Source organism: Streptomyces sp. NPDC104367 (assembly GCF_055583825.1).
In genome coordinates this window covers 356,949-376,772 of the sequence record NZ_JBVJND010000001.1, presented here as the reverse complement: position 1 = coordinate 376,772, position 19,824 = coordinate 356,949, and the positions used below count along the sequence as shown (strand labels likewise).

At 73.0% G+C, this 19,824-nt stretch carries 16 protein-coding genes; 5 read left to right on the top strand and 11 right to left on the bottom strand.

The window, feature by feature from the left end; genetic code table 11:
- Positions 1–16 precede the first annotated feature (16 nt).
- The 3 genes from ACZ619_RS01690 to ACZ619_RS01680 are packed head-to-tail and all read right to left on the bottom strand — an operon-like array spanning position 17 to position 3,624.
- A complete protein-coding gene (locus tag ACZ619_RS01690) occupies positions 17–1,480 on the bottom strand; it encodes a sugar ABC transporter ATP-binding protein (protein ID WP_469592885.1) in 1,464 nt (487 codons plus the stop codon).
- Position 1,481: 1 nt separating this feature from the next.
- Positions 1,482–2,543 (bottom strand): sugar ABC transporter substrate-binding protein, encoded by a 1,062-nt coding sequence (locus ACZ619_RS01685; protein WP_469592883.1) that lies wholly within the window; start codon positions 2,541–2,543, stop codon positions 1,482–1,484.
- A gap of 25 nt (positions 2,544–2,568) precedes the next feature.
- The gene (locus ACZ619_RS01680; RefSeq protein WP_469592881.1) at positions 2,569–3,624 is read right to left on the bottom strand and encodes an ABC transporter permease; all 1,056 of its coding nucleotides are present in this window, start codon (positions 3,622–3,624) and stop codon (positions 2,569–2,571) included.
- Positions 3,625–3,761: 137 nt separating this feature from the next.
- Between ACZ619_RS01680 and ACZ619_RS01675 the strand changes: the two genes are divergently transcribed.
- Positions 3,762–4,487 carry an SDR family NAD(P)-dependent oxidoreductase gene (locus ACZ619_RS01675; protein WP_469592879.1) on the top strand — a complete coding sequence of 242 codons (726 nt, stop codon included), beginning with the start codon at positions 3,762–3,764 and terminating at the stop codon, positions 4,485–4,487.
- On the opposite strand, the gene ACZ619_RS01670 is transcribed toward ACZ619_RS01675, so the two are convergent.
- Positions 4,464–5,189 (bottom strand): MerR family transcriptional regulator, encoded by a 726-nt coding sequence (locus tag ACZ619_RS01670; protein WP_469593260.1) that lies wholly within the window; start codon positions 5,187–5,189, stop codon positions 4,464–4,466. The two genes, ACZ619_RS01675 and ACZ619_RS01670, sit on opposite strands and share 24 nt — an antisense overlap.
- A gap of 98 nt (positions 5,190–5,287) precedes the next feature.
- Between ACZ619_RS01670 and ACZ619_RS01665 the strand changes: the two genes are divergently transcribed.
- Positions 5,288–5,788 carry a macro domain-containing protein gene (locus tag ACZ619_RS01665; protein ID WP_469592877.1) on the top strand — a complete coding sequence of 167 codons (501 nt, stop codon included), beginning with the start codon at positions 5,288–5,290 and terminating at the stop codon, positions 5,786–5,788.
- Between the two features lie 71 nt (positions 5,789–5,859).
- Here ACZ619_RS01665 and ACZ619_RS01660 read toward each other — a convergent pair whose 3' ends face one another.
- The gene (locus ACZ619_RS01660; protein ID WP_469592875.1) at positions 5,860–7,329 is read right to left on the bottom strand and encodes a M1 family metallopeptidase; all 1,470 of its coding nucleotides are present in this window, start codon (positions 7,327–7,329) and stop codon (positions 5,860–5,862) included.
- 222 nt (positions 7,330–7,551) lie between these two features.
- On the opposite strand from ACZ619_RS01660, the gene ACZ619_RS01655 reads away from it, so the two are divergent.
- Positions 7,552–9,507 (top strand): Xaa-Pro dipeptidyl-peptidase, encoded by a 1,956-nt coding sequence (locus ACZ619_RS01655; protein WP_469592873.1) that lies wholly within the window; start codon positions 7,552–7,554, stop codon positions 9,505–9,507.
- Between the two features lie 4 nt (positions 9,508–9,511).
- Here ACZ619_RS01655 and ACZ619_RS01650 read toward each other — a convergent pair whose 3' ends face one another.
- Complete coding sequence (locus tag ACZ619_RS01650) at positions 9,512–10,459, bottom strand: FAD-dependent oxidoreductase (RefSeq protein WP_469592871.1); 948 nt, start codon at positions 10,457–10,459, stop codon at positions 9,512–9,514.
- Positions 10,460–10,896: 437 nt separating this feature from the next.
- On the opposite strand from ACZ619_RS01650, the gene abc-f reads away from it, so the two are divergent.
- Positions 10,897–12,537 (top strand): ribosomal protection-like ABC-F family protein, encoded by a 1,641-nt coding sequence (abc-f, locus tag ACZ619_RS01645; RefSeq protein WP_469592869.1) that lies wholly within the window; start codon positions 10,897–10,899, stop codon positions 12,535–12,537.
- A gap of 115 nt (positions 12,538–12,652) precedes the next feature.
- Here abc-f and ACZ619_RS01640 read toward each other — a convergent pair whose 3' ends face one another.
- The 3 genes from ACZ619_RS01640 to ACZ619_RS01630 form a co-directional block, all read right to left on the bottom strand.
- Positions 12,653–15,109: a Tex family protein gene (locus ACZ619_RS01640; protein WP_469592868.1), complete on the bottom strand. Its 2,457-nt coding sequence runs from the start codon at positions 15,107–15,109 to the stop codon at positions 12,653–12,655.
- A gap of 166 nt (positions 15,110–15,275) precedes the next feature.
- A complete protein-coding gene (locus ACZ619_RS01635) occupies positions 15,276–16,145 on the bottom strand; it encodes an SCO6745 family protein (RefSeq protein WP_469592866.1) in 870 nt (289 codons plus the stop codon).
- Positions 16,146–16,255: 110 nt separating this feature from the next.
- Positions 16,256–17,011 (bottom strand): enoyl-CoA hydratase/isomerase family protein, encoded by a 756-nt coding sequence (locus tag ACZ619_RS01630; RefSeq protein ID WP_469592864.1) that lies wholly within the window; start codon positions 17,009–17,011, stop codon positions 16,256–16,258.
- A 244-nt stretch (positions 17,012–17,255) separates the two neighbouring features.
- On the opposite strand from ACZ619_RS01630, the gene ACZ619_RS01625 reads away from it, so the two are divergent.
- Positions 17,256–17,750 carry an ATP-binding protein gene (locus ACZ619_RS01625; protein WP_469593259.1) on the top strand — a complete coding sequence of 165 codons (495 nt, stop codon included), beginning with the start codon at positions 17,256–17,258 and terminating at the stop codon, positions 17,748–17,750.
- A 21-nt stretch (positions 17,751–17,771) separates the two neighbouring features.
- Here the strand turns inward: ACZ619_RS01625 and idi are convergent, their stop codons facing one another.
- Positions 17,772–18,365 (bottom strand): isopentenyl-diphosphate Delta-isomerase, encoded by a 594-nt coding sequence (idi, locus tag ACZ619_RS01620; RefSeq protein ID WP_469592862.1) that lies wholly within the window; start codon positions 18,363–18,365, stop codon positions 17,772–17,774.
- A 194-nt stretch (positions 18,366–18,559) separates the two neighbouring features.
- Positions 18,560–19,501, bottom strand: a complete 942-nt coding sequence (locus tag ACZ619_RS01615) for a cation diffusion facilitator family transporter (RefSeq protein ID WP_469592860.1) — start codon at positions 19,499–19,501, stop codon at positions 18,560–18,562.
- Positions 19,502–19,824: the final 323 nt, after the last annotated feature.

Here is a 19,824-nt window from a genome sequence, read left to right as displayed (position 1 = left end):
GCCGCGTCCCGGGCCGTCAGCCCGCCCCCACGCCCCGCTGCACCGCCACCGCCAGCGCCCGCTCCGTCAGCCGTGCCCCGGACAGCTCCCCGGTGACCCGCCCGCGCACGAACACCAGGACCCGGTCGCACACCTCCGTCAGCTCCGCCAGGTCGGTCGAGGCGATCAGCACGGCCGCGCCGCCCGCCGCCAGCTCGCCCACGATCCGGTGCATCTCGGCCCGTACGCCGATGTCGACGCCCCGCGTCGGGTCGTCCAGGACGACGATCCCCGGGTCGGCGGCCAGCCACTTGGCGAACACGACCTTCTGCTGGTTGCCGCCGGACAGCCGCGCCACCACGTCGTACGGCCCGCCGCGCAGCCGCAGCCGCTCGGTCAGGTCGGCGGTACGGCGCACCAGTTCGGCGCGGGACGGCATCACCCCGTCCCGGCCCAGCGCCAGCCAGGTCACCGACGTCGTGTTCTCCCACACCGCGCGGTCCGTCATCAGCCCGAACCGCTTGCGGTCGCCGGGCACGAGGGCGACCCCGGAGCGGACCGCGTCCCGCAGCGAGCGCGGCCGTCCCCGGCCGCCGACGCCGACCCGGCCCGCGGACACCGCCGTACGCCCGCACACCACCTCCAACGCGTCCAGATGGCCCGCCCCCTGGAGCCCGGCCACCCCGACGACCTCGCCGGCCCGGACCGTGAACGTCACGTCCGTGAGCCGGCCGGGCACGCACACCCCGGACAGCACCACCGGCGGCGGCCCCTCGGCCGGCACCCGGGCCCGGCGCACCGGCCGCTCCTGACCGCCGCCGCCCAGCATCGCGGCCACCAGCTCCGGCACGTCCACCTCCGCCCGCCGCGCGCCGGCCAGCGCCACCCGTCCGTCCCGCAGCACCGTCACCCGCTGCGCGAAGCGCATCACCTCGTCCAGGAAGTGGGTGACGTAGAGGACCGCGATGCCCCGCGCGGTGAGGGTGCGCAGCACGCGCTCCAGGCGCTCCACGGCCTCCCTGGGGAGCGCGGACGTCGGCTCGTCCAGGACGAGCAGACGGGGGCGGCGCAGCAGGGCACGGGCGATCTCCGTCAACTGCTGGTCGGCGAGCGGGAGTTCACCGAGCCGGGTGCCCGGGTCGACCCGCAGGCCCAGTTCGGCCAGGACCGGTGCGGCCGCCCGGTCCGCCGCGGCCCGGTCGACGAGCCCGAACCGGCGCGGCCCGCCGTCCGGGAACAGGTTCTCCCGCACGGTGAGGTCGGGGAACAGGCTCAACTCCTGGGAGACGACGGCGATCCGGACGTCGTCGGCCCGCCGTACCGTGCCCGTGTCCGCCGCCAGCGTCCCCGACAGGATCCGCACCAGCGTCGACTTGCCCGCGCCGTTCTCGCCGACCAGGGCGTGCACCTCGCCGCCGCGCAGCGCGACCGACACCCCGTCCAACGCCCGTACCCCGCCGTAGGACTTGGCGATCTCCTCGGCCACCAGGACGTCGTCCATGTCAGCGTGCGTCCTTGAGCGGCCTGAGCGCGGCCCGTTCGTCGCCGAGCAGCCTGTCGATCGTCGGTTTGTACCAGTCGTAGGCCGCCTTCGCCGACTTCTGCCGGGCGATGACCGCGTCGACGTTGGAGGAGTCGACCACCGCGCCGGGGGAGAGGAACCAGCCCTCGGGCAGTTTGCCGTCCTTGTCGCGGACCGCCTCGATCAGCATCGCCGTGGAGAGGTAGCCCTTGAGGAAGTGCTGCGGGTCGACGGTGACGAAGTTCGAGCCGTCCTTCACCGCCTCCAGCGTCTTCGGGTCCACGTCGAAGCCCGCCGTCAGCCACGTCCCGTGCTCCGCCTTCTTGAGCTTGGCGAGGTTGTAGCTGTCCGCGTCCCCGACGCCCAGGAAGGCGAGCGCGTCCGGGTGCGCGTTGACCTGCGCCGACCAGGAGCTGTAGTTCTGCCCGGGGTCGCTGTACGTCTGGAAGGGCCCGAGCACCTTCACGCCCGGCGCCTCCTTCGCGAAGGTGTCGGAGATCCCCTTGGCCCGGTTGTCCAGCACGGGTGTGCCCGGGTTCGGCACCCCGATCACGATCTCCCCCTTCGGGTCGGCGCCGAGCCGCTTCAGCGCCTCCTTCGCCATCAGCGCGCCGAGGGCGTAGTTGTCGTTGCCCACGTAGAAGTCCACCTTGCTGCCGTCGGTGGGGGAGGTGTCCAGGGCGACGACCGGGATGCCCTGGTCCACGGCCCGGGCGGCGGGGCGGGTGAAGATCGGCGGGTCCAGGTTCTCCAGGACGATGCCGTCCCTGGCCCGGGTGGTCAGGTTCTGGAAGAGCTGGACCTCGGCCGGTCCGTCCGTGTTCGGCGGGCCCACCGCCTGGAAGTCGACCTTGCCCGCGTGGCTCGCGGCGCTCTCGGCGCCGAGCACCATCTCGTGGGCGAAGTTGAGCGAGATGTTGGCGACCGCGATGCCCATGTGCAGCTTGTCGCCCTTGCCGGGGCCGCCGCTGCCGCAGCCGGCCGCGCCGAGCAGCAGCAGCGCGCCGAGCGCGGCGGACACCGTACGGAATCGGGGGTGCATCACGGCCTCCCAGGCTCGTCGGGGCTCATTCGCGCCGCCGCCCCGTGCGGCGCAGCGCGCTGTCCGCCGCGACCGCGACGAGGATGACCCCGCCGGTGGCGAACGACGTCCAGTTGATGGGTACTTCGAAGAACACCAGGCCCGCCGCCACGACCGACAGGATCATCGCCCCGGCCACCGCGCCGACGACCGAACCCCGGCCGCCGGCCAGCGGGGTGCCGCCGATGATGCAGGCCGCGATGGCCTGGAGCTCGTAGCCCTGACCGAGGGTCGGGTCGCCGGCGCCGTAGAAGGCGAGCGCCAGCGCGGCCGCGCACGCGGTGGTCAGGCCGGACAGGGCCAGTGCCTGGAAGCGGGTGCGGACGACCGGGATGCCGCTGAACGCGGCCGCGTCCGGGTTGGAGCCGATCGCCCGCACCCGCGCCCCGAACCGGGTCCGCGACAGCACCACGGCGAGCACCGCGGCCACCGCCACCAGCACCCACAGCGCGAACGGCACCCCGCCCGGATCGCCGCCCGCGAACGTGAAGAACGAGTCGTCGAGCGGCAGATCGGTGATCTGCCGGCCGTCGGCCAGCGCCAGCCCGACCCCCCGGTACAGCATCAGGGTGCCCAGCGTCACGATGAACGACGGCAGCGCGAGCACCGTGGTGACCAGGGCGTTGAACATCCCCAGCACGATCCCGGTCAGCAGCATCACCGGCACCGCGAGCCAGGCCTCCACCCCGGCCCGCACCAGCAGCGCGCCGACCACCAGGACCATCGCGTAGGTCCCGCCCACCGACAGGTCGACCTCGCGCATCGCCAGCGCGAACACCATCCCGCAGGCCATCAGCGAGATGTAGACCGAACTGTGCGCGGTGGACAGCAGGTTCCCGCTGCTCAGGAAGTCCGGGTACGGCACGCCGATGCCGGCGACCAGCAGCCCCAGCACCAGCAGCACGCCCAGCTCGTCCCGGAGGAGCCCGCGGGCACGGCGGTACCCCGAGGCCCCGAGCACGGGGGGAGGCCGACGACGCCGGCCGCCGGCCCGGTCACGGGCGGGCTCGGCGTCGTCCACGGCACGCTCGGTCTCGGTCATCGGGCACGGCTCCCGTACGGCTGGTGCTGGGGTCGACCCGCAGCGTCGGCCCCCCGGCCGGGCACGGCAACCGGCCCGTTCCGGCGAGTGGAACAGGCCCATGGCGTGCGCCCCCGGCGGGTCGGCACACTCGCCGCATGCGGACGCGGACGGCACTGGTGACCGGAGCGGCACAGGGACTCGGACAGGAGTTCGCCGTCGCGCTCGCCGGCCGCGGCTACCGGGTCGCCGGCCTCGACCTCGTCCCGCAGCCCGGGACCGCCGGGAAGGTCCCCGGCTATCTGGAGCTGGTCGCCGACGTCACCGACGAGGAGCAGGTGCGCACGGCGCTCGGCCGGGTGACCGACGCCTTCGGCGCCCTGCACGTCGTGGTCAACAACGCCGGCGTCTACCCGGCGAAGCCCTTCGAGGAGACGACCGCCGAGGACTGGCGGCGGGTCATGCGCGTCAACCTGGAGGCGCCGTTCCTGGTGACGAGCGCCGCGCTGCCCTGTCTGAAGGCCGCCGGGTGGGGCCGGGTCGTCAACATCGTCTCCGCGGCCGTCCTCACCGCGCCGCCCGGCATGGTCGCCTACGTCGCCTCCAAGTCCGGCCTGATCGGCTTCACACGCGCGCTCGCCGGGGCGCTCGGCCCGTACGGCATCACGGTCAACGCGATCGCGCCCAGCATGGTGCGCACCGCGACCGCCGAGCGCACGGTCGGCGCGGACGGCGGCTTCGCGTCCGTCCGCGACCGGCAGATCGTCCCGCGCACCCAGGAGACGGCCGACCTGGTCTCCACCCTGCTCTACGTGGTGGACGAGGGCAGCGGTTTCCTGACCGGCCAGACCCTCAACGTGTCAGGAGGGTCGGCCTTCCTCTGAGCCGGACAGCCACTGGTGCACCTCCGCCCTGAGCGACCGCTGGAAGGCCGTCAGCAGCGCCTGCACGACCAGCGGCTGCATGTGCGCCGAGAGGGACTTCGCGTCCTCCTCGGTCCGCTCCGCCACCTCCGCCCGCAGCAGCTGGGACAGCTCGTGGGCGGCCGCGCGCGCGTGCTCGACCAGGACCGTGCGCGCGGCCAGGATCGCCTTCTCGGACAGCGGCACGTCCAGGAGCTGCACGGCGAGCCTGAACAGCCCCGGGTCGACGCGGTAGGCGTCGCCCTCGGGCCGTACGACGTCCATGGCGACCAGCCGCTCGACGTCCGCCGCGTCCAGCGGGCGCCCGGCCCGCCGCCGCAGCTCCTCCGCGGTCACCGTCTCCTCCGCGTCCGGGGCCCAGGAGGCGACCGCGGCCCGGTGGATGGCCAGGTCGTGATCGCTCAGGCCCGCGGGCAGCTGCCGCAGATAGCGCTCGATCGCCGCCAGCGTCATGCCCTGGTGCTGGAGCTCCTCGATCAGCGCCAGCCGGGCCAGGTGCTCCCGCCCGTAGTGCCCCACCCGGCGCGCGCCGATCACCGGCGGCGGGAGCAGCCCCCTGGTGCCGTAGAACCGGACCGTGCGGACCGTGGTGCCGGCCCGCGCGGCCAGCTCGTCGATCGTGAGCGCAGGTTCCCCGGACTCGCTGCCGGTGTCGGTCGTCATGTGCAGCAGTATCGCTGTCACACCGGCACTGTGACACCGGGGCACCGGGCACGGACGACCTTGTGACACGTTCCGCGGCACCGCTTACGGTTGGCGTCATGTCGGAGACCGAGGAGATCGCTTACATGCGGGGGGACGCCACCGCGCCGGCGGGCAAGGGCGTGAAGGTGATCGCCCATGTCTGCAACGACCTGGGCGGCTGGGGAAAGGGCTTCGTCCTGGCCGTCTCCCGCCGCTGGCCGGAGCCGGAGAAGGCGTACCGCGCCTGGCACCGCGACCGCGCGCACAACGACTTCGCCCTCGGCGCGGTCCAACTGGTCCGCGCCGACCGCTACATCTGGGTGGCCAACATGATCGGCCAGCGCGGCATCCGGACCGGCAGCAAAGGCGTACCGGTCCGCTACGAGGCGATCGACACCGCGCTGACCACCCTGGCCGACAAGGCACTCGAACTGGGCGCGTCGGTCCACATGCCCCGCATAGGCTGCGGACTGGCGGGCGGCAAGTGGTCCAGGGTCGAACCGCTGATAAAGGACCGGCTGGTGGCCAGGGGAGTACCGGTCACCGTCTACGACTACGGCACCGAAGCGCCCTCCTAGGGCCGCGGGGAACCGCGCGACCAGCCACGACGGCCCCGCAGCCCCCGTCCCACCGAACCCGGCACCCCCCCTCAGTGCACGTCGTTCGTGGCCTCGATCTTCTTCCAGGACTTCGGCTGGACAACGGCCCCCACGGCCTTCACCGCAGGCACCGCCGGCTTGCTCGGCTCGAACAGCCACGTGTCGAACAGCGACCCCAGCGACTGCCCCGACACCTGCTCCGCATACGCCTCGAAGTCGGCCACGGACGCGTTCCCGTACGCGTGCTCCTGCGGCCACCCCTTCAGGATCGCGAAGAACGCCTCGTCACCGACCGCGTTCCGCAGCGCCTGCACCGCCAGCGCCCCCCGGTCGTAGACGGGGGTGTCGAACAGGTCGTCCGGCCCGGGATCCCCCGGCTTCACCGTCCAGAACGCGTCGTCGGCCGGATGCGAGGCGTACACGTAGTCGGCGAGCTCCTGCGCCGTGCCCTCGCCCTCGTGCTCCGACCACAGCCACTGCGCGTACCGCGCGAACCCCTCGTTGAGCCAGATGTCCTTCCAGCCCTTGACGGAGACGTCGTCGCCGTACCACTGGTGGGCCAGCTCGTGCACGACCACCGACGTGTTGGAGCCGTTCGCGAACTGCTTGGGGCTGTAGAACACGCGGCTCTGGGTCTCCAGCGCGTACCCGGTGGTGGTGTTCGGCACGTACCCGCCGGCCGAGCTGAAGGGGTACGGCCCGAAGTATCCGCTCAGCCAGTCGACGAGCTCCCCGGTCCGCTCCACGCTCGCCCGCGCCGCCCCGTCGTTGTCGCCGAGGTCCTTGCTGTAGGCGTTGACGACCGGCACCCCGCCCTCGGAGGTGCTCGTCGTGACGTCGAACCTCCCGACCGCCAAAGTGGCCAGATAGGTCGCCTGCGGCTTGTTCTGCCGCCAGTTCCAGCGGGTCCAGCCGAGCTTCGAACTCGTCGACTGCAAAAGCCCGTTGGAGATGACCTGGGTGCCGTCCGGCACGGCCACCGAGACGTCGTACGTCGCCTTGTCCAGCGGGTGGTCGTTGCTCGGGAACCACCACCAGGCGGCCTCCGGCTCGTCCGCCGCGACCGCCCCGTCGGGGGTGCGGTGCCAGGTGGTGAAGCCGTACGCGCTCTTCGTCGACGGCACCCCGCCGTAGCGGACGACGACGGTGACCGCCGTGTCCTTCGCCAGCGGGGTCTTCGGTGTGACGACCAGTTCGTGCTGACCGGAGGCGGCGAAGCCGGCCACCGCACCGTTGACCCGCACCTCGCTGACGTCCAGCAGGAAGTCCAGGTCGAAGCTGGACAGGTCCTCCGTGGTCCGCGCCAGGATCGTCGCCGTACCCGACAGTTCGTCGGTCGCGGGCTGGTACTGGAGCCGCAGGTCGTAGTGCGAGACGTCGTAGCCGCCGTTGCCGTAGTCCGGGTAGTAGGGGTCGCCGATGCCCGGTGCGCCGGGGCCGTAGCTCGCGGCCGATGCCGGGATCGCCAGCAGCAGGGAGGCCGCCGCGAGGACACCCGGCGCGAGGATTCTGCGGTGCACGAGAACTCCAGGTCGGTAGGGGGCCGAGGCGCGCCCGCCACACCGGGGCGGGCACGCCAGGTCGATGGAGCGCGAAACTGTTCGCAGCCTATTCAGTCCCTGTGGCCCCCGGCATGTCCACGGCCCCCGCTGTCACACGATCGCCATTCGGCCGCAATCACTTCTGTCGGTCCCTCAGATGCCGTCTTCTGCACAGGAGTTGACGGGGGTAACGTCCGCCGCATGCCGATTCGCACGCTCTTCACGACCTGGAGACCGCTCGTCGTCGCGGCCGTCGCAACCCTGATCGCCGCCTTCCTCTCCCCGGCCGCGGCCCAGGCGGCCGGCGCCCCGAGGGAGAGCCGGCCCGTCTACTCGTACGCCGACGCCGTCCGCGAGGCGGTCTGGGTGGACACCGGCCTCGACTCCGACGGCGACGGGCGGACCGACCGGGTCGCCGCCGACATCGTCCGCCCCGCCGAACCCGCGGCCGAGGGCCGCAAGGTACCGGTCATCATGGACGCCAGCCCGTACTACTCGTGCTGCGGCCGGGGCAACGAGAGCCAGCTCAAGACGTACGACGCGAACGGCGACATCGTCCGGATGCCGCTGTTCTACGACAACTACTTCGTGCCCCGTGGCTACGCCTTCGTCGGCGTCGACCTGGCCGGCACCAACCGCTCCGACGGCTGTGTCGACATCGGCGGACGCTCCGACATCCAGTCCGCGAAGGCCGTGATCGACTGGCTCAACGGCCGCGCCAAGGCGTACAGCAGCCGCACCGGAAGCACCACGGTCGAGGCGACCTGGACCGACGGCAGGACCGGCATGATCGGCAAGAGCTGGGACGGCACCATCGCCAACGGCGTCGCCGCCACCGGCGTCGAGGGCCTGCGGACCATCGTCCCGATCAGCGCCATCTCCTCCTGGTACGACTACTACTTCGCCCAGGGCGCCCCGCTGTACGACTCCGGCCCCGACTGGCTGGCCGGCGCGGTGGAGAGCGACGAGGCCTACGCCAAGTGCGGTGCGGTCCAGCAGAAGCTGGTCGACGGCGCCCCGCGCAGCGGCGACTGGACCGGGCTGTGGACCGAACGCGACTACGTCAGGAACGCGGCCGAGGTGAAGGCCAGCGTGTTCCTCGTGCACGGCATGCAGGACCTCAACGTCCGCACCAAGCACTTCGGCCAGTGGTGGGACGCCCTCGCCCGGCACGGCGTCGAGCGCAAGATCTGGCTCTCCCAGACCGGGCACGTCGACCCCTTCGACTACCGGCGCGGCGCCTGGGTCGACACCCTGCACCGCTGGTTCGACCACGAACTCCTCGGCTACGACAACGGGATCGACCGCGAGCCGATGGCCGACGTCGAACGCCACCCCGACCAGTGGGTGACCTCCGCCGTCTGGCCGCCGTCCGGCACCCGGACCACCACCCTGCGCCCCGCCGCCGGCACCCTGGCGGGCGTCGGCACCCTCGGCCCGCGCGCGGGCACCGGCACCGAGACGTTCACCGACGACCCGGAGCGGAGCGAGACGGACTGGGCGGCCGCGATCACCACCTCGACCCCGGAGAAGGCCGGCTTCCTCACCGCGCAGCTCACCCACGACCTGCGGCTCGCCGGCTCCTCCGAGGTCACGGTCACCGTCACCCCCACCACCTCGACGGCCCACCTCACCGCCGTCCTCGTCGACGTGGGTCCGGACACCGTCCGCGACTACGCCGACGAGGACGAGGGCATCACCACCCTCACCGACCGCACCTGCTGGGGCGAGAGCACGGCCGGTGACAGCGCCTGCTTCCTGGAGACCGCCGCGAAGACCAAGGCCGTCGACCACACCGTCGTCAGCCGCGGCTGGGCCGACCTCGGCACCTACGCCGACCCCGGCAAGGGCGTCCCGCTCACCCCCGGCAAGGCCTGCACGATCACCCTCGACCTGGCGGCCACCGACCATGTCGTCCCCGCGGGACACCGGCTGGCGCTGATCGTCGCGGGCACCGACAAGGACCTCATCGACCCGCCGTCCACCACCCCGACGCTCACCCTGGACCTGTCCCGTACGGCGGCCCGGGTTCCGCTGGTCGGCGGCGCGGCCGCGTTCGCCCGGGCCACCGGCGACGGCACCTGGACCGCACCCCGGGCGGGCACCCTGCGCGGTGTCGGCACCCCGCACGCCGTCCGGCGCGTCCCCAGCGGCTGACCGGTCAGGCGGCGGGGCCGGTGTCCGCGAGCCCCGCCGCCTCCCGGGCACAGCCCCAGGCCACCGTGACCCCGGCCCCGCCGTGCCCGTAGTTGTGCACCAGCACCCCGCCGTCCGGCCGGAGTTCACGCTCCAGCCGGACGGCACCGCGGTACGGCCGCAGCCCCACCCGGTGGGCCAGCACCCGCGCCCCGGCGATCTCCGGCCGTACCGCCGCGCACCGTGCCACGATCCCGGCCGCGACCGCCGGGTCGGGCTCCCGGGACCAGACGTCCTCCTGCGCCGTGCCCCCGAGGAGCAGCCCGCCTGGCTGCGGGAAGAAGTACGTGGAGGCACCGCTCCCGTCCTCGTCGACGGACGTGTACCAGGTGGTGATCCCCGGGTTCTCCACCACGACCAGCTGCCCGCGCACCGGACGCACACCCGGATCGGGGACGAGCGAACGCGCCCCGAGCCCGGTGCAGTTGACCACGACGGACGCGGGCACCTCGTCCAGGCCGTCCACCACGCGCTCCTCCACCGTCCCGCCCGCCCCGGCCAACCGCTCGCGCAGCCAGGCCAGATGGACCGGCATGTCGATCAACGGCAGCCGGGCCGTGACGCCCTCACCGGTCTCGGCCAGCCCCGGCATCCGCGCCGCCCACGCCCCCAGCCCGTCCAGCCGCAGCCCGCCGTGCACGCCCTCGACCAGGCGTACGCCGGTCTCCCGCGGCCGCGCCGCCAGTTCCTCGTACACCACCAGGGAGGCGAGCGCCCACTCCCCGACCAGCGGCTCCGGCTCGATGCGGTAGGGCCACCACAGCGCACCGGCGACCGCCGAAGTCGTCCGCCCGCCGGTCTCCCGCGCCCACACCCGGACCCGGCGCCCGCTCTCGGCCAGCACCACGGCCGTGGTCAGCCCGACGACCCCGGCACCGACCACGATCACTTCGTCACTCAGCTCAGGCTTCACAGCGCGACGCTAGCGGAACCCGTCACCCCGCACGCAGATCGTCCCGCGCCCAGATCGTCCCGCGCTCGGATCGTTCCGCGCTCGGATCGCCCCGCGCCCAGATCGCCCCGCGCCCAGATCGCCCCGCGCTCGGATCGCCCCGCGCCCAGATCGCCCCGCGCTCGGATCGCCCCGCTCGCCGTCGCCCAGATCGAGCACGCCCTGGACCGCGGCCCGCTCCCGCAGCGCCGGCTGACCGGGCCGACCGACCGGCCGCCGACGACGGCACGGCCGGCCTCGACACCGCCCTGTCCTGACGGGTCCGCGTCACCGCGTACCGCCTCGGCCGCGAGGCCGCCCGGAGCGGGTCCTCGCTGGTCGCCCGGACCCCCGGGAGCGTGCCGGTCGCGGCGGTGGCCGTGGGCCCGTGCCGCCCGGACACTAGGATCGGCGTTCTGATGACTGCCACCCTCGTCGCCAAGAACCTCGCCGCCGGGCACGGCGACCGCTCGCTCTTCTCCGGGCTCGACCTCGTCGTCGCGCCCGGTGACGTGATCGGTCTCGTCGGTGCCAACGGCGCGGGCAAGTCCACCCTGCTCCGCCTGCTCGCCGGCCTCACCACACCCGAGCAGGGCGAACTGCGCCTCTCCCCGCCGACCGCGACCGTCGGCCACCTGCCCCAGGAGCCGGAACGGCGCCCGGGGGAGACCGTGCGCGCCTTCCTCGCCCGCCGCACCGGCGTCGACGAGGCCCAGCGCGTGATGGACGAGGCCACCCAGGCACTGGTCGACGGGGCACCCGGGGCCGACGACGCCTACGCCACCGCGCTGGAGCGCTGGCTCGACCTGGGCGGCGCCGACCTGGAGGAGCGCTCCGAGGAGGTCGCCGACTCCCTGGGCCTGGCCGTCGACCTGGACCAGCCGATGACCTCCCTCTCCGGCGGCCAGGCCGCCCGGGCCGGCCTCGCCTCCCTCCTGCTCTCCCGCTACGACGTCTTCCTGCTCGACGAGCCCACCAACGACCTCGACCTCGACGGCCTGGAGCGCCTGGAGCGCTTCGTGACCGGTCTGCGGGCCGGCACCGTCGTCGTCAGCCACGACCGCGAGTTCCTCACCCGCACGGTCACCAAGGTCCTCGAACTCGACCTGGCCCAGGGCAGGATCAACCTCTACGGCGGCGGCTACGAGGCCTACCTGGAAGAACGCGACGTGGCCCGCCGGCACGCCCGCGAGGACTACGAGGAGTACGCCGACAAGCGGGCGGCCCTCCAGGACCGCGCGCAGATGCAGCGCTCGTGGATGGACAAGGGGGTCAAGAACGCCCGGCGCAAGGCGTCCAACGACAACGACAAGATCGGCCGCAAGTTCCGCAGCGAGGCCAGCGAGAAGCAGGCCGCCAAGGCCCGCCAGACCCAGCGCATGATCGAGCGCCTCGATGTCGTCGACGAGCCCCGCAAGGAGTGGGAGCTGCGCATGGAGATCGCGGCCGCCCCGCGCTCCGGCGCCGTGGTCGCCACCCTGCGGGACGCCGAGGTCCGGCGCGGGGACTTCGTCTTCGGACCGGTCTCGCTCCAGATCGACTGGGCGGACCGGGTCGCGGTCACGGGCGCCAACGGCGCCGGCAAGTCGACGCTGCTCGCCGCGCTGCTCGGCCGGGTGCCGCTGGACTCCGGGCACGCCGCGCTCGGTCCGGGCGTCCAGGTCGGCGAGGTCGACCAGGCCCGCAAGCTCTTCCACGGCACCGAGTCGCTGCTGGACGCCTTCTGCGCGGCCGTCCCGGACACCGAGCCGGTGGAGGTCCGCACCCTGCTGGCCAAGTTCGGCCTGAAGTCCGACCACGTGACGCGCCCGGCCGCCACCATGTCACCCGGCGAGCGCACCCGGGCCGCCCTGGCCCTCCTCCAGGGCCGGGGCGTCAACCTGCTCGTCCTCGACGAGCCCACCAACCACCTCGACCTGCCCGCCATCGAACAGCTGGAGTCCGCCCTCGACGCCTACGAGGGCACCCTCCTCCTGGTCACCCACGACCGCCGCATGCTCGACGCGGTCCACGTCACCCGCCGCCTGGAGGTCGCCTCGGGCAAGGTCACGGAACGCTGAGTGCTGAGTGCCGAGCGTGACGCGCGGCCGGTGGGAGCCGTCCCGGGGGCGGGGAACCGCGGCCGGCCGTGACCGGCCCGCGGCTCCCCGTGGACTCCGGGACGTGCCCGTGCCGTCAGCGCTTGCCGTTCTTCCCGTCCAGCAGGCCGGCCCGGCGCAGCGCGTCGGCCATCGCGCTGTTCGACGGCGCCGGAGCCTGACGCGCCCCGCCGCCCTGGCTTGCACGCCCGCCGCCCTGGCCGCCGCCCTGGCTTCCGCCCTGGCTTCCGCGCCCGCCGCCCTGGCCGCCGCGCCCGCCGCCCTGCTGCTGGCGCCGCTGCTGCTGCGGCGGACGCCCGCCACCGCCGCGCTGCGGCCGGCGTTCACCGCCCGCGGCCGGCGCCTCGGCCTCGTCGTCCAGCCGCAGCGTCAGCGAGATCCGCTTGCGCGGGATGTCCACGTCGAGGACCTTCACCTTGACGATGTCACCCGGCTTCACCACGTCCCGCGGGTCCTTGACGAACGTCTTCGACAGCGCGGAGACATGCGCCAGTCCGTCCTGGTGGACGCCGACGTCGATGAACGCGCCGAAGGCCGCCACATTCGTCACCACGCCCTCCAGGACCATCCCGGACGACAGGTCGGAGATCTTCTCGATGCCCTCCTTGAAGGTGGCCGTCTTGAAGGCCGGACGCGGGTCGCGCCCCGGCTTCTCCAGTTCCCTGAGGATGTCGGTGACGGTCGGCAGACCGAACGTCTCGTCCACGAAGTCCGCCGGCCGCAGTGAGCGCAGCACGCCCGTGTTGCCGACGAGCGAGGCCACCTCCTGGCCGGAGTTCTTCACCATCCGCCGTACGACGGGGTACGCCTCCGGGTGGACGCTCGACGCGTCCAGCGGGTCGTCGCCGCCGCGGATGCGGAGGAAGCCCGCGCACTGCTCGTAGGCCTTCGGGCCGAGCCGGGAGACCTTCTTGAGCTGGCCGCGGGACGAGAACGGGCCGTTGGCGTCCCGGTGGGCCACGATGTTCTCGGCGAGACCCGAGGTGATGCCCGAGACCCGGGCCAGCAGCGGGGCCGAGGCCGTGTTGACGTCCACGCCCACGCCGTTCACGCAGTCCTCGACCACCGCGTCCAGCGAGCGCGACAGCTTCACCTCGGAGAGGTCGTGCTGGTACTGGCCGACACCGATCGACTTCGGGTCGATCTTCACCAGCTCGGCCAGCGGGTCCTGGAGCCGCCGCGCGATGGAGACCGCGCCGCGCAGCGACACGTCCATGTCGGGCAGCTCCTGGGAGGCGAAGGCGGAGGCCGAGTACACGGACGCGCCGGCCTCGGACACCATCACCTTGGTCAGCTTCAGCCCGGGGTGCCTGGTGATCAGCTCACCGGCGAGCTTGTCGGTCTCGCGGGACGCGGTGCCGTTGCCGATCGCGACCAGTTCGACCGCGTGCTGCTCGGCGAGGCGGGCGAGCTTGGCGATCGCCTCGTCCCACTTGTTCGCCGGGACGTGCGGGTAGATGACGTCGGTCGCGACGACCTTGCCGGTCGCGTCGACCACGGCGACCTTCACGCCGGTCCGGAAACCGGGGTCGAGACCCAGCGTCGCGCGGGTGCCGGCGGGCGCGGCGAGCAGCAGGTCGCGCAGGTTCGCCGCGAAGACGTCGACGGCCTCGTCCTCGGCCGCCGTGCGCAGCCGCAGCCGCAGGTCGATGCCGAGATGGACGAGCAGACGGGTGCGCCAGGCCCAGCGGACCGTGTCCGACAGCCACTTGTCGCCCGGGCGGCCCCGGTCGGTGATGCCGAACCGGTGGGCGACGACGCCCTCGAACGAGGACGGGCCCTCGGTCGGCTCCTCCGGCTCCAGGACGAGGTCGAGGACCTCCTCCTTCTCGCCGCGCAGCATCGCCAGGACGCGGTGCGAGGGCAGCGCGGCGAACGGCTCGGAGAAGTCGAAGTAGTCGGCGAACTTCGCGCCCGCCTCCTCCTTGCCGTCGCGCACCTTCGCGGCGAGCCTGCCGCGCACCCACATGCGCTCGCGCAGCTCGCCGACGAGGTCGGCGTCCTCGGAGAAGCGCTCGGTGAGGATCGCGCGGGCGCCGTCCAGGGCGGCCTGCGGATCGGCGACGCCCTTGTCGGCGTCCACGAACGCGGCGGCCGCGGCGAGCGGTTCCACCGCGGGGTCGCCGAGCAGCCCCTCGGCCAGCGGCTCCAGACCGGCCTCCCGGGCGATCTGCGCCTTGGTCCGCCGCTTCGGCTTGTACGGCAGGTAGATGTCCTCCAGGCGCGCCTTGGTCTCGGCGCCCCGGATCCGCTCGGCCAGTTCGTCGGTGAGCTTGCCCTGCTCGCGCACCGACTCCAGGATCGCGGTCCGCCGTTCCTCCAGCTCCCGCAGGTAGCGCAGCCGCTCCTCGATCGTGCGCAGCTGCGCGTCGTCGAGCATCTCGGTCGCTTCCTTGCGGTAGCGGGCGATGAAGGGCACCGTCGAACCGCCGTCGAGCAGTTCCACGGCGGACTTGACCTGCCGCTCCCGTACGCCGAGCTCCTCGGCGATCCTGCCTTCGATGGACCCTACTGAGGACCCGGGTGTCGTCACGATCCCGTACCGCCTTCTCCACTGAGGTTGCGCGGCAATTGTGGCAGGTGACACCGACAACCGGGCCGCAGGGCGCCGTTCCGTGACCCGCTCGCCCACGGATCCGATTTCCATTCGAATCCGCCTCTTTCCCCGAACCCGCCGCGACGGCGCGGGGCCGGGACCGTCAGGCCTTCCCGATCAGATCCCCCGGGAACGCCCCCGCCGCGAGCGCCGCACCCGTGAACCCCGCCGCCAGCTCGGTCAGCCGGGCCACCCCGGCCGCCCCGAGGTGTTCGTACGGCGCCCGGTCGAGCCGGTCCGTCTCCGCCTCGACGGCCGCCCGCAGGGCCACCCCGGCCTCGGTCAGCTCGCCGTCCGCGTCGAGCAGACCGCGCCCGCGCAGCCGCTCCACCGCCGCGTCCCAGTCCTCCTCGCTCCAGCCCCGCGTGGCGAGCACCCACTTCGGGGTCATGCCCTTGCCGGTCGCCGTGTGCGTCACCACCGCCTCCAGCCCGTCGAGTCCGGCCGCGACCAGCGCCGCGAGGTGCCCGTCGCCCCGGTGCTCGCGCAGCAGCGTGCCCGCGTACCAGTACGCCAGGTGGGGCTCCGAGGGCACCGGCAGGTCCGCGTGGGCCGCGTACAGCGGGCGCCCGGAGCGCGAGCAGGCCTCGGTCGCGCGCAGTGCCAGCCGGGCGGCCTCGGCCATCCCGTCGGAGCCGACCGCCTCCGCGCCCAGCAGCCGCCGCAGCGAGGCGTCGACGGCACGCGCGCGTGCGGCGAGGACGTCGCGCGGGGACGCCGTCTCCCACACGGCCGGCACGTGCCGGGCCACCAGCTCGTGCTTGTAGTTGTAGAACGTCGCCGTCACCGTGCCGGCCCCGACCGGCCCCAGCGCGGCCGCCCGCACCGCGAAGTTGACGGCCCGCGGGTGGGTGATCCCGAGCGCGCCCAGCTCCTCGCCCAGTTCGGGGCTGAAGTAGTGCGTCGCGTGCAGTGAGTTGAGCAGCGTGTGGCAGCGGCGGCCGGCTCGCGGTCCCAGAGTGGGTGTGGTCATGCCCAGCACGTTACCGACTGGTCGGTACGGACTCCAGTGTTCTGTCCGCCACGGCGGGAGAGGCGAGTGACCCGGACCGCTCTCGCCGGCCTCCTCGGCGGCGGGCCGGCTCATCCCCGGCCGGGAACCGACCACGTGAACCGGGGCGGGCGGCGCTCCAGGAAGGCGGCGACGCCCTCGGCGGTGTCGCCGCTGCCGTCCGCCTGCTCCGCCCAGTGCGCGTCCCGGTCGGTACGGCCGTCCGTGAACTCCTTGGCGGCGGCCTGCGTCAGCTGCGAGCGCGCCGCCAGGGTCCGGGTGAACTCGGCCACCCGCTTGTCCAGTTCGCCCTCGGGCAGCACCTCGTCGACCAGACCGGTGCGCAGCGCCCGCTCAGTGCCGATCAACTCACCCGAGAAGAGCAGGAACTTGGCGCCGGCCGGTCCGATCAGGGACACCAGCCGCCGGGTGGAGGACGCCGGGTAGACGATGCCGAGCTTGGCCGGTGTCACCCCGAACAGCGCGCCCTCCTCGGCGAACCGCAGATCGCAGGCGGCGGCGAGCTGCGAGCCGCCGCCGACGCAGTGCCCGCGGACCGCGGCGAGGGTCGGCTTGGGGAACGCGGCGAGCGCCTCCTCGGCGGCCACCGCGAGGGACTGGGCCCGCGCCGGGGAGCCCCGCAGGGTCGAGATGTCGGCGCCGGCGCAGAAGGTGCCGCCCTCGCCGGTCAGGACCAGGACCCGGACCGCCGGATCGGCGGCGAGCGCGTCGAGCAGGGGTGGCAGGGCGCCCCACATCGCCGCGGTCATCGCGTTCCGCTTGGCCGGGTTGCCGATGACGATCGTGGCGACGGCGTCTGTGACCTGGTGGTCGAGGCGGGGCTCCATGTGCGGGATGGTAGCCGCGCCCGCCCGCCGTCCCGCGCCCCCCTCGGGTTGCAGTACAACCCGAATAGTTCTCGAAATCGGCTTTCGGGGAGACAGGAACGACCCCTCGATCGACGTTGTCATGCATCAACAGGTCGGAAACGTTCGATAGTTGCTGACTTCTGGTCAGTCATCCGGGGTGGAGCGGGTGGTTATCAACACTCGACGTGTGGTGACAATCGAGCGCGAGGGTGGCGACCGGACGATGGAGAACCACGGGCGTGGGCACGACCCGCGTCCAGAGGCGGGCGGCGCACCGCCGCCGGACCCGCTGCCGTACGAAGGGGTCTGGCGGTTCACCGCCGCCGCCGTGGACGCCTCGGTCCCGCAGGCGCGGCGCGCCGTACGGGACCTGCTCCAGCGCCAGGGCGTCCCGGTCTCGGAGGACCTGGTGCACGGGCTGCTGCTGATCGTCTCCGAACTGGTCACCAACGCGGTCAAGCACGCGGCGCTGCTGTCGCCGATGCTCGCCGTCGAGGTCGCCGTCGGGGCCGAGTGGGTGCGGGTGTCGGTGGAGGACAACCACCCCTACCGTCCGACCGCCCTGGAGGCCGACCACGGCCAGACCGGCGGCCGGGGGCTGCTGCTGGTCCGGGAGGTGACCCGGGAGGCGGGCGGGGTCGTGGACGTGGAACACACGTCGAGCGGCGGCAAGGTGATCTGGGCCGCCCTGCCGCTCAAGCCCGCGGCGCTCGGGTGAGAAGGCTCACCCGGGGGCGGCTCACCAGCCCGCGGACGGGCCCGTCAGCTCCCTGATCGCCGGGCGGGCCGCGTCCAGCACTGTCATGAACCAGGCCGAGAAGGGGTCCTCGGCGTGCCGCTCGGCCAGCTCGGCGGCCGTCACGAACACGGTCCCGCCGACCTCCTGCGGGTCCGGCGAGAGCGGCGCCTGCACCATCCCGACGAACAGGTGGTTGAACTCCTGCTCCACCAGGCCCGAGGCCGGGTCGGGGTGGTTGTAGCGCACCGTGCCCGCCTCGGCGAGCAGCGACGGCGAGACCCCCAGCTCCTCGAACGTCCGGCGGGCCGCCGCCGCGAAGGGGGCCTCGCCGGGGTAGGGGTGGCCGCAGCAGGTGTTGGACCACACACCGGGGGAGTGGTACTTGCCCAGCGCCCGCTGCTGGAGCAGCAGCCTGCCGTGCTCGTCGAAGAGGAAGACGGAGAACGCCCGGTGCAGCTGCCCGGGCGGCTGGTGCGCGGCCAGCTTCTCCGCGGTGCCGATGGTCACACCCTTCTCGTCGACGAGTTCGAGCAAAATCGCGTCCGCGGTGCCGTCCGACGTCCTGTGCGTCGCGGTGGCAGGTGTGATCGGCATACCCATCCTTCGCCTCGGTCTTGGCACCCCAAGTCTGCCGTACGAAACCGACACTTCCGGCACTTCCCGATGCGGGCACGCCGGAAGGGGGACCCGGTGGTTGATCGTGCCCCAAGGGTACGAACGAGAACCCCGGAGCCACGAACGGGTACCCCTGACGGGAGGGGGTCTCGAACACCAGGACCCACGTGCCGTCAGTGGCAGAGCCGGGCCTCGTGCTCGGCGTGGCCGCTCGGCTCCAGCTGGAAGGTGCAGTGCTCCACGTCGAAGTGGTGGCCCAGGCAGCCCTGCAGCTCGTGCAGCATCTTCTCGTGGCCGATGGCGCTCAGCACGTCCGAGCGGACCACCACGTGGGCCGAGAGCACCGGCATCCCCGAGGTGATCGTCCAGGCGTGCAGGTCGTGCACGTCCTGCACGCCGTCCAGCGCCAGGATGTGCGACCGCACCTCCGCCATGTCGACGTCCTTGGGCGCCGACTCCAGCAGGACGTCCAGCGTCTCGCGCAGCAGCTTCAGCGTGCGCGGCACGATCATCAGGCCGATCACCAGCGAGGCGACCGGGTCGGCCGCCTGCCAGCCCGTGGTGAGGATCACGGTGGCCGAGATCAGCACCGCCAGCGAGCCCAGCGCGTCGGCCGCCACCTCCAGGAAGGCACCGCGCACGTTCAGGCTCTCCCGCTGGCCGCGCACCAGCAGCGTGAGCGAGATCATGTTGGCGACCAGGCCGATCAGACCGAACACGATCATCAGGCCGGCCTCGGTGTCCGCGGGCGTCAGGAACCGCTGGACCGCCTCGTACAGCACATAGCCGCCGACCACCAGCAGCAGCAGACAGTTGGCCAGCGCCGCGAGGATCTCCGCGCGGGCGTAGCCGAAGGTGCGGTTGGTGCTCGGCGGGCGGTTGGCGAAGTGGATCGCGAGCAGGGCCATGCCGAGGCCCAGCGCGTCGGTCGCCATGTGGGCCGCGTCCGCGATCAGCGCGAGGGAGTCCGCCAGCAGACCGCCGACGATCTCGACCACCATCACCCCGACGGTGATGGCGAGCGCCACCCGCAGCCGCCCGCGGTACGCGGCCGCGGCCGTACCGGTCGGCGGCGCGTGGGTGTGCCCATGGCCGTGGTCGTGCCCAGCCCCCATGAGAGACGCCTCCTCGTGTTCCGCCCGGGATCACAGTGAACTACGGGTGGGGGGTATCCGGCAACGCGGCACTGAACACCGTTGTCATCTGCTCTGACCTGCGGAAACGAATGCCAGGTCAGGGCACCCTCAGTCACCCGGCGCGCACGGCCGGGCATCCCGGCCTCCCCCGTCGTGTCCCCAATGCCCGGTCTGCGTGCGCGGTTTGTGGGTCGGGGCCCGGATCGCGGATGATGATCTCGGCAAAGGAAGGGGCAGGGCGGGTCGACCGTGCCGTGAACGGCCGGTGAACAAGCTTTCCTCACCATCCGATAACCTCTGCC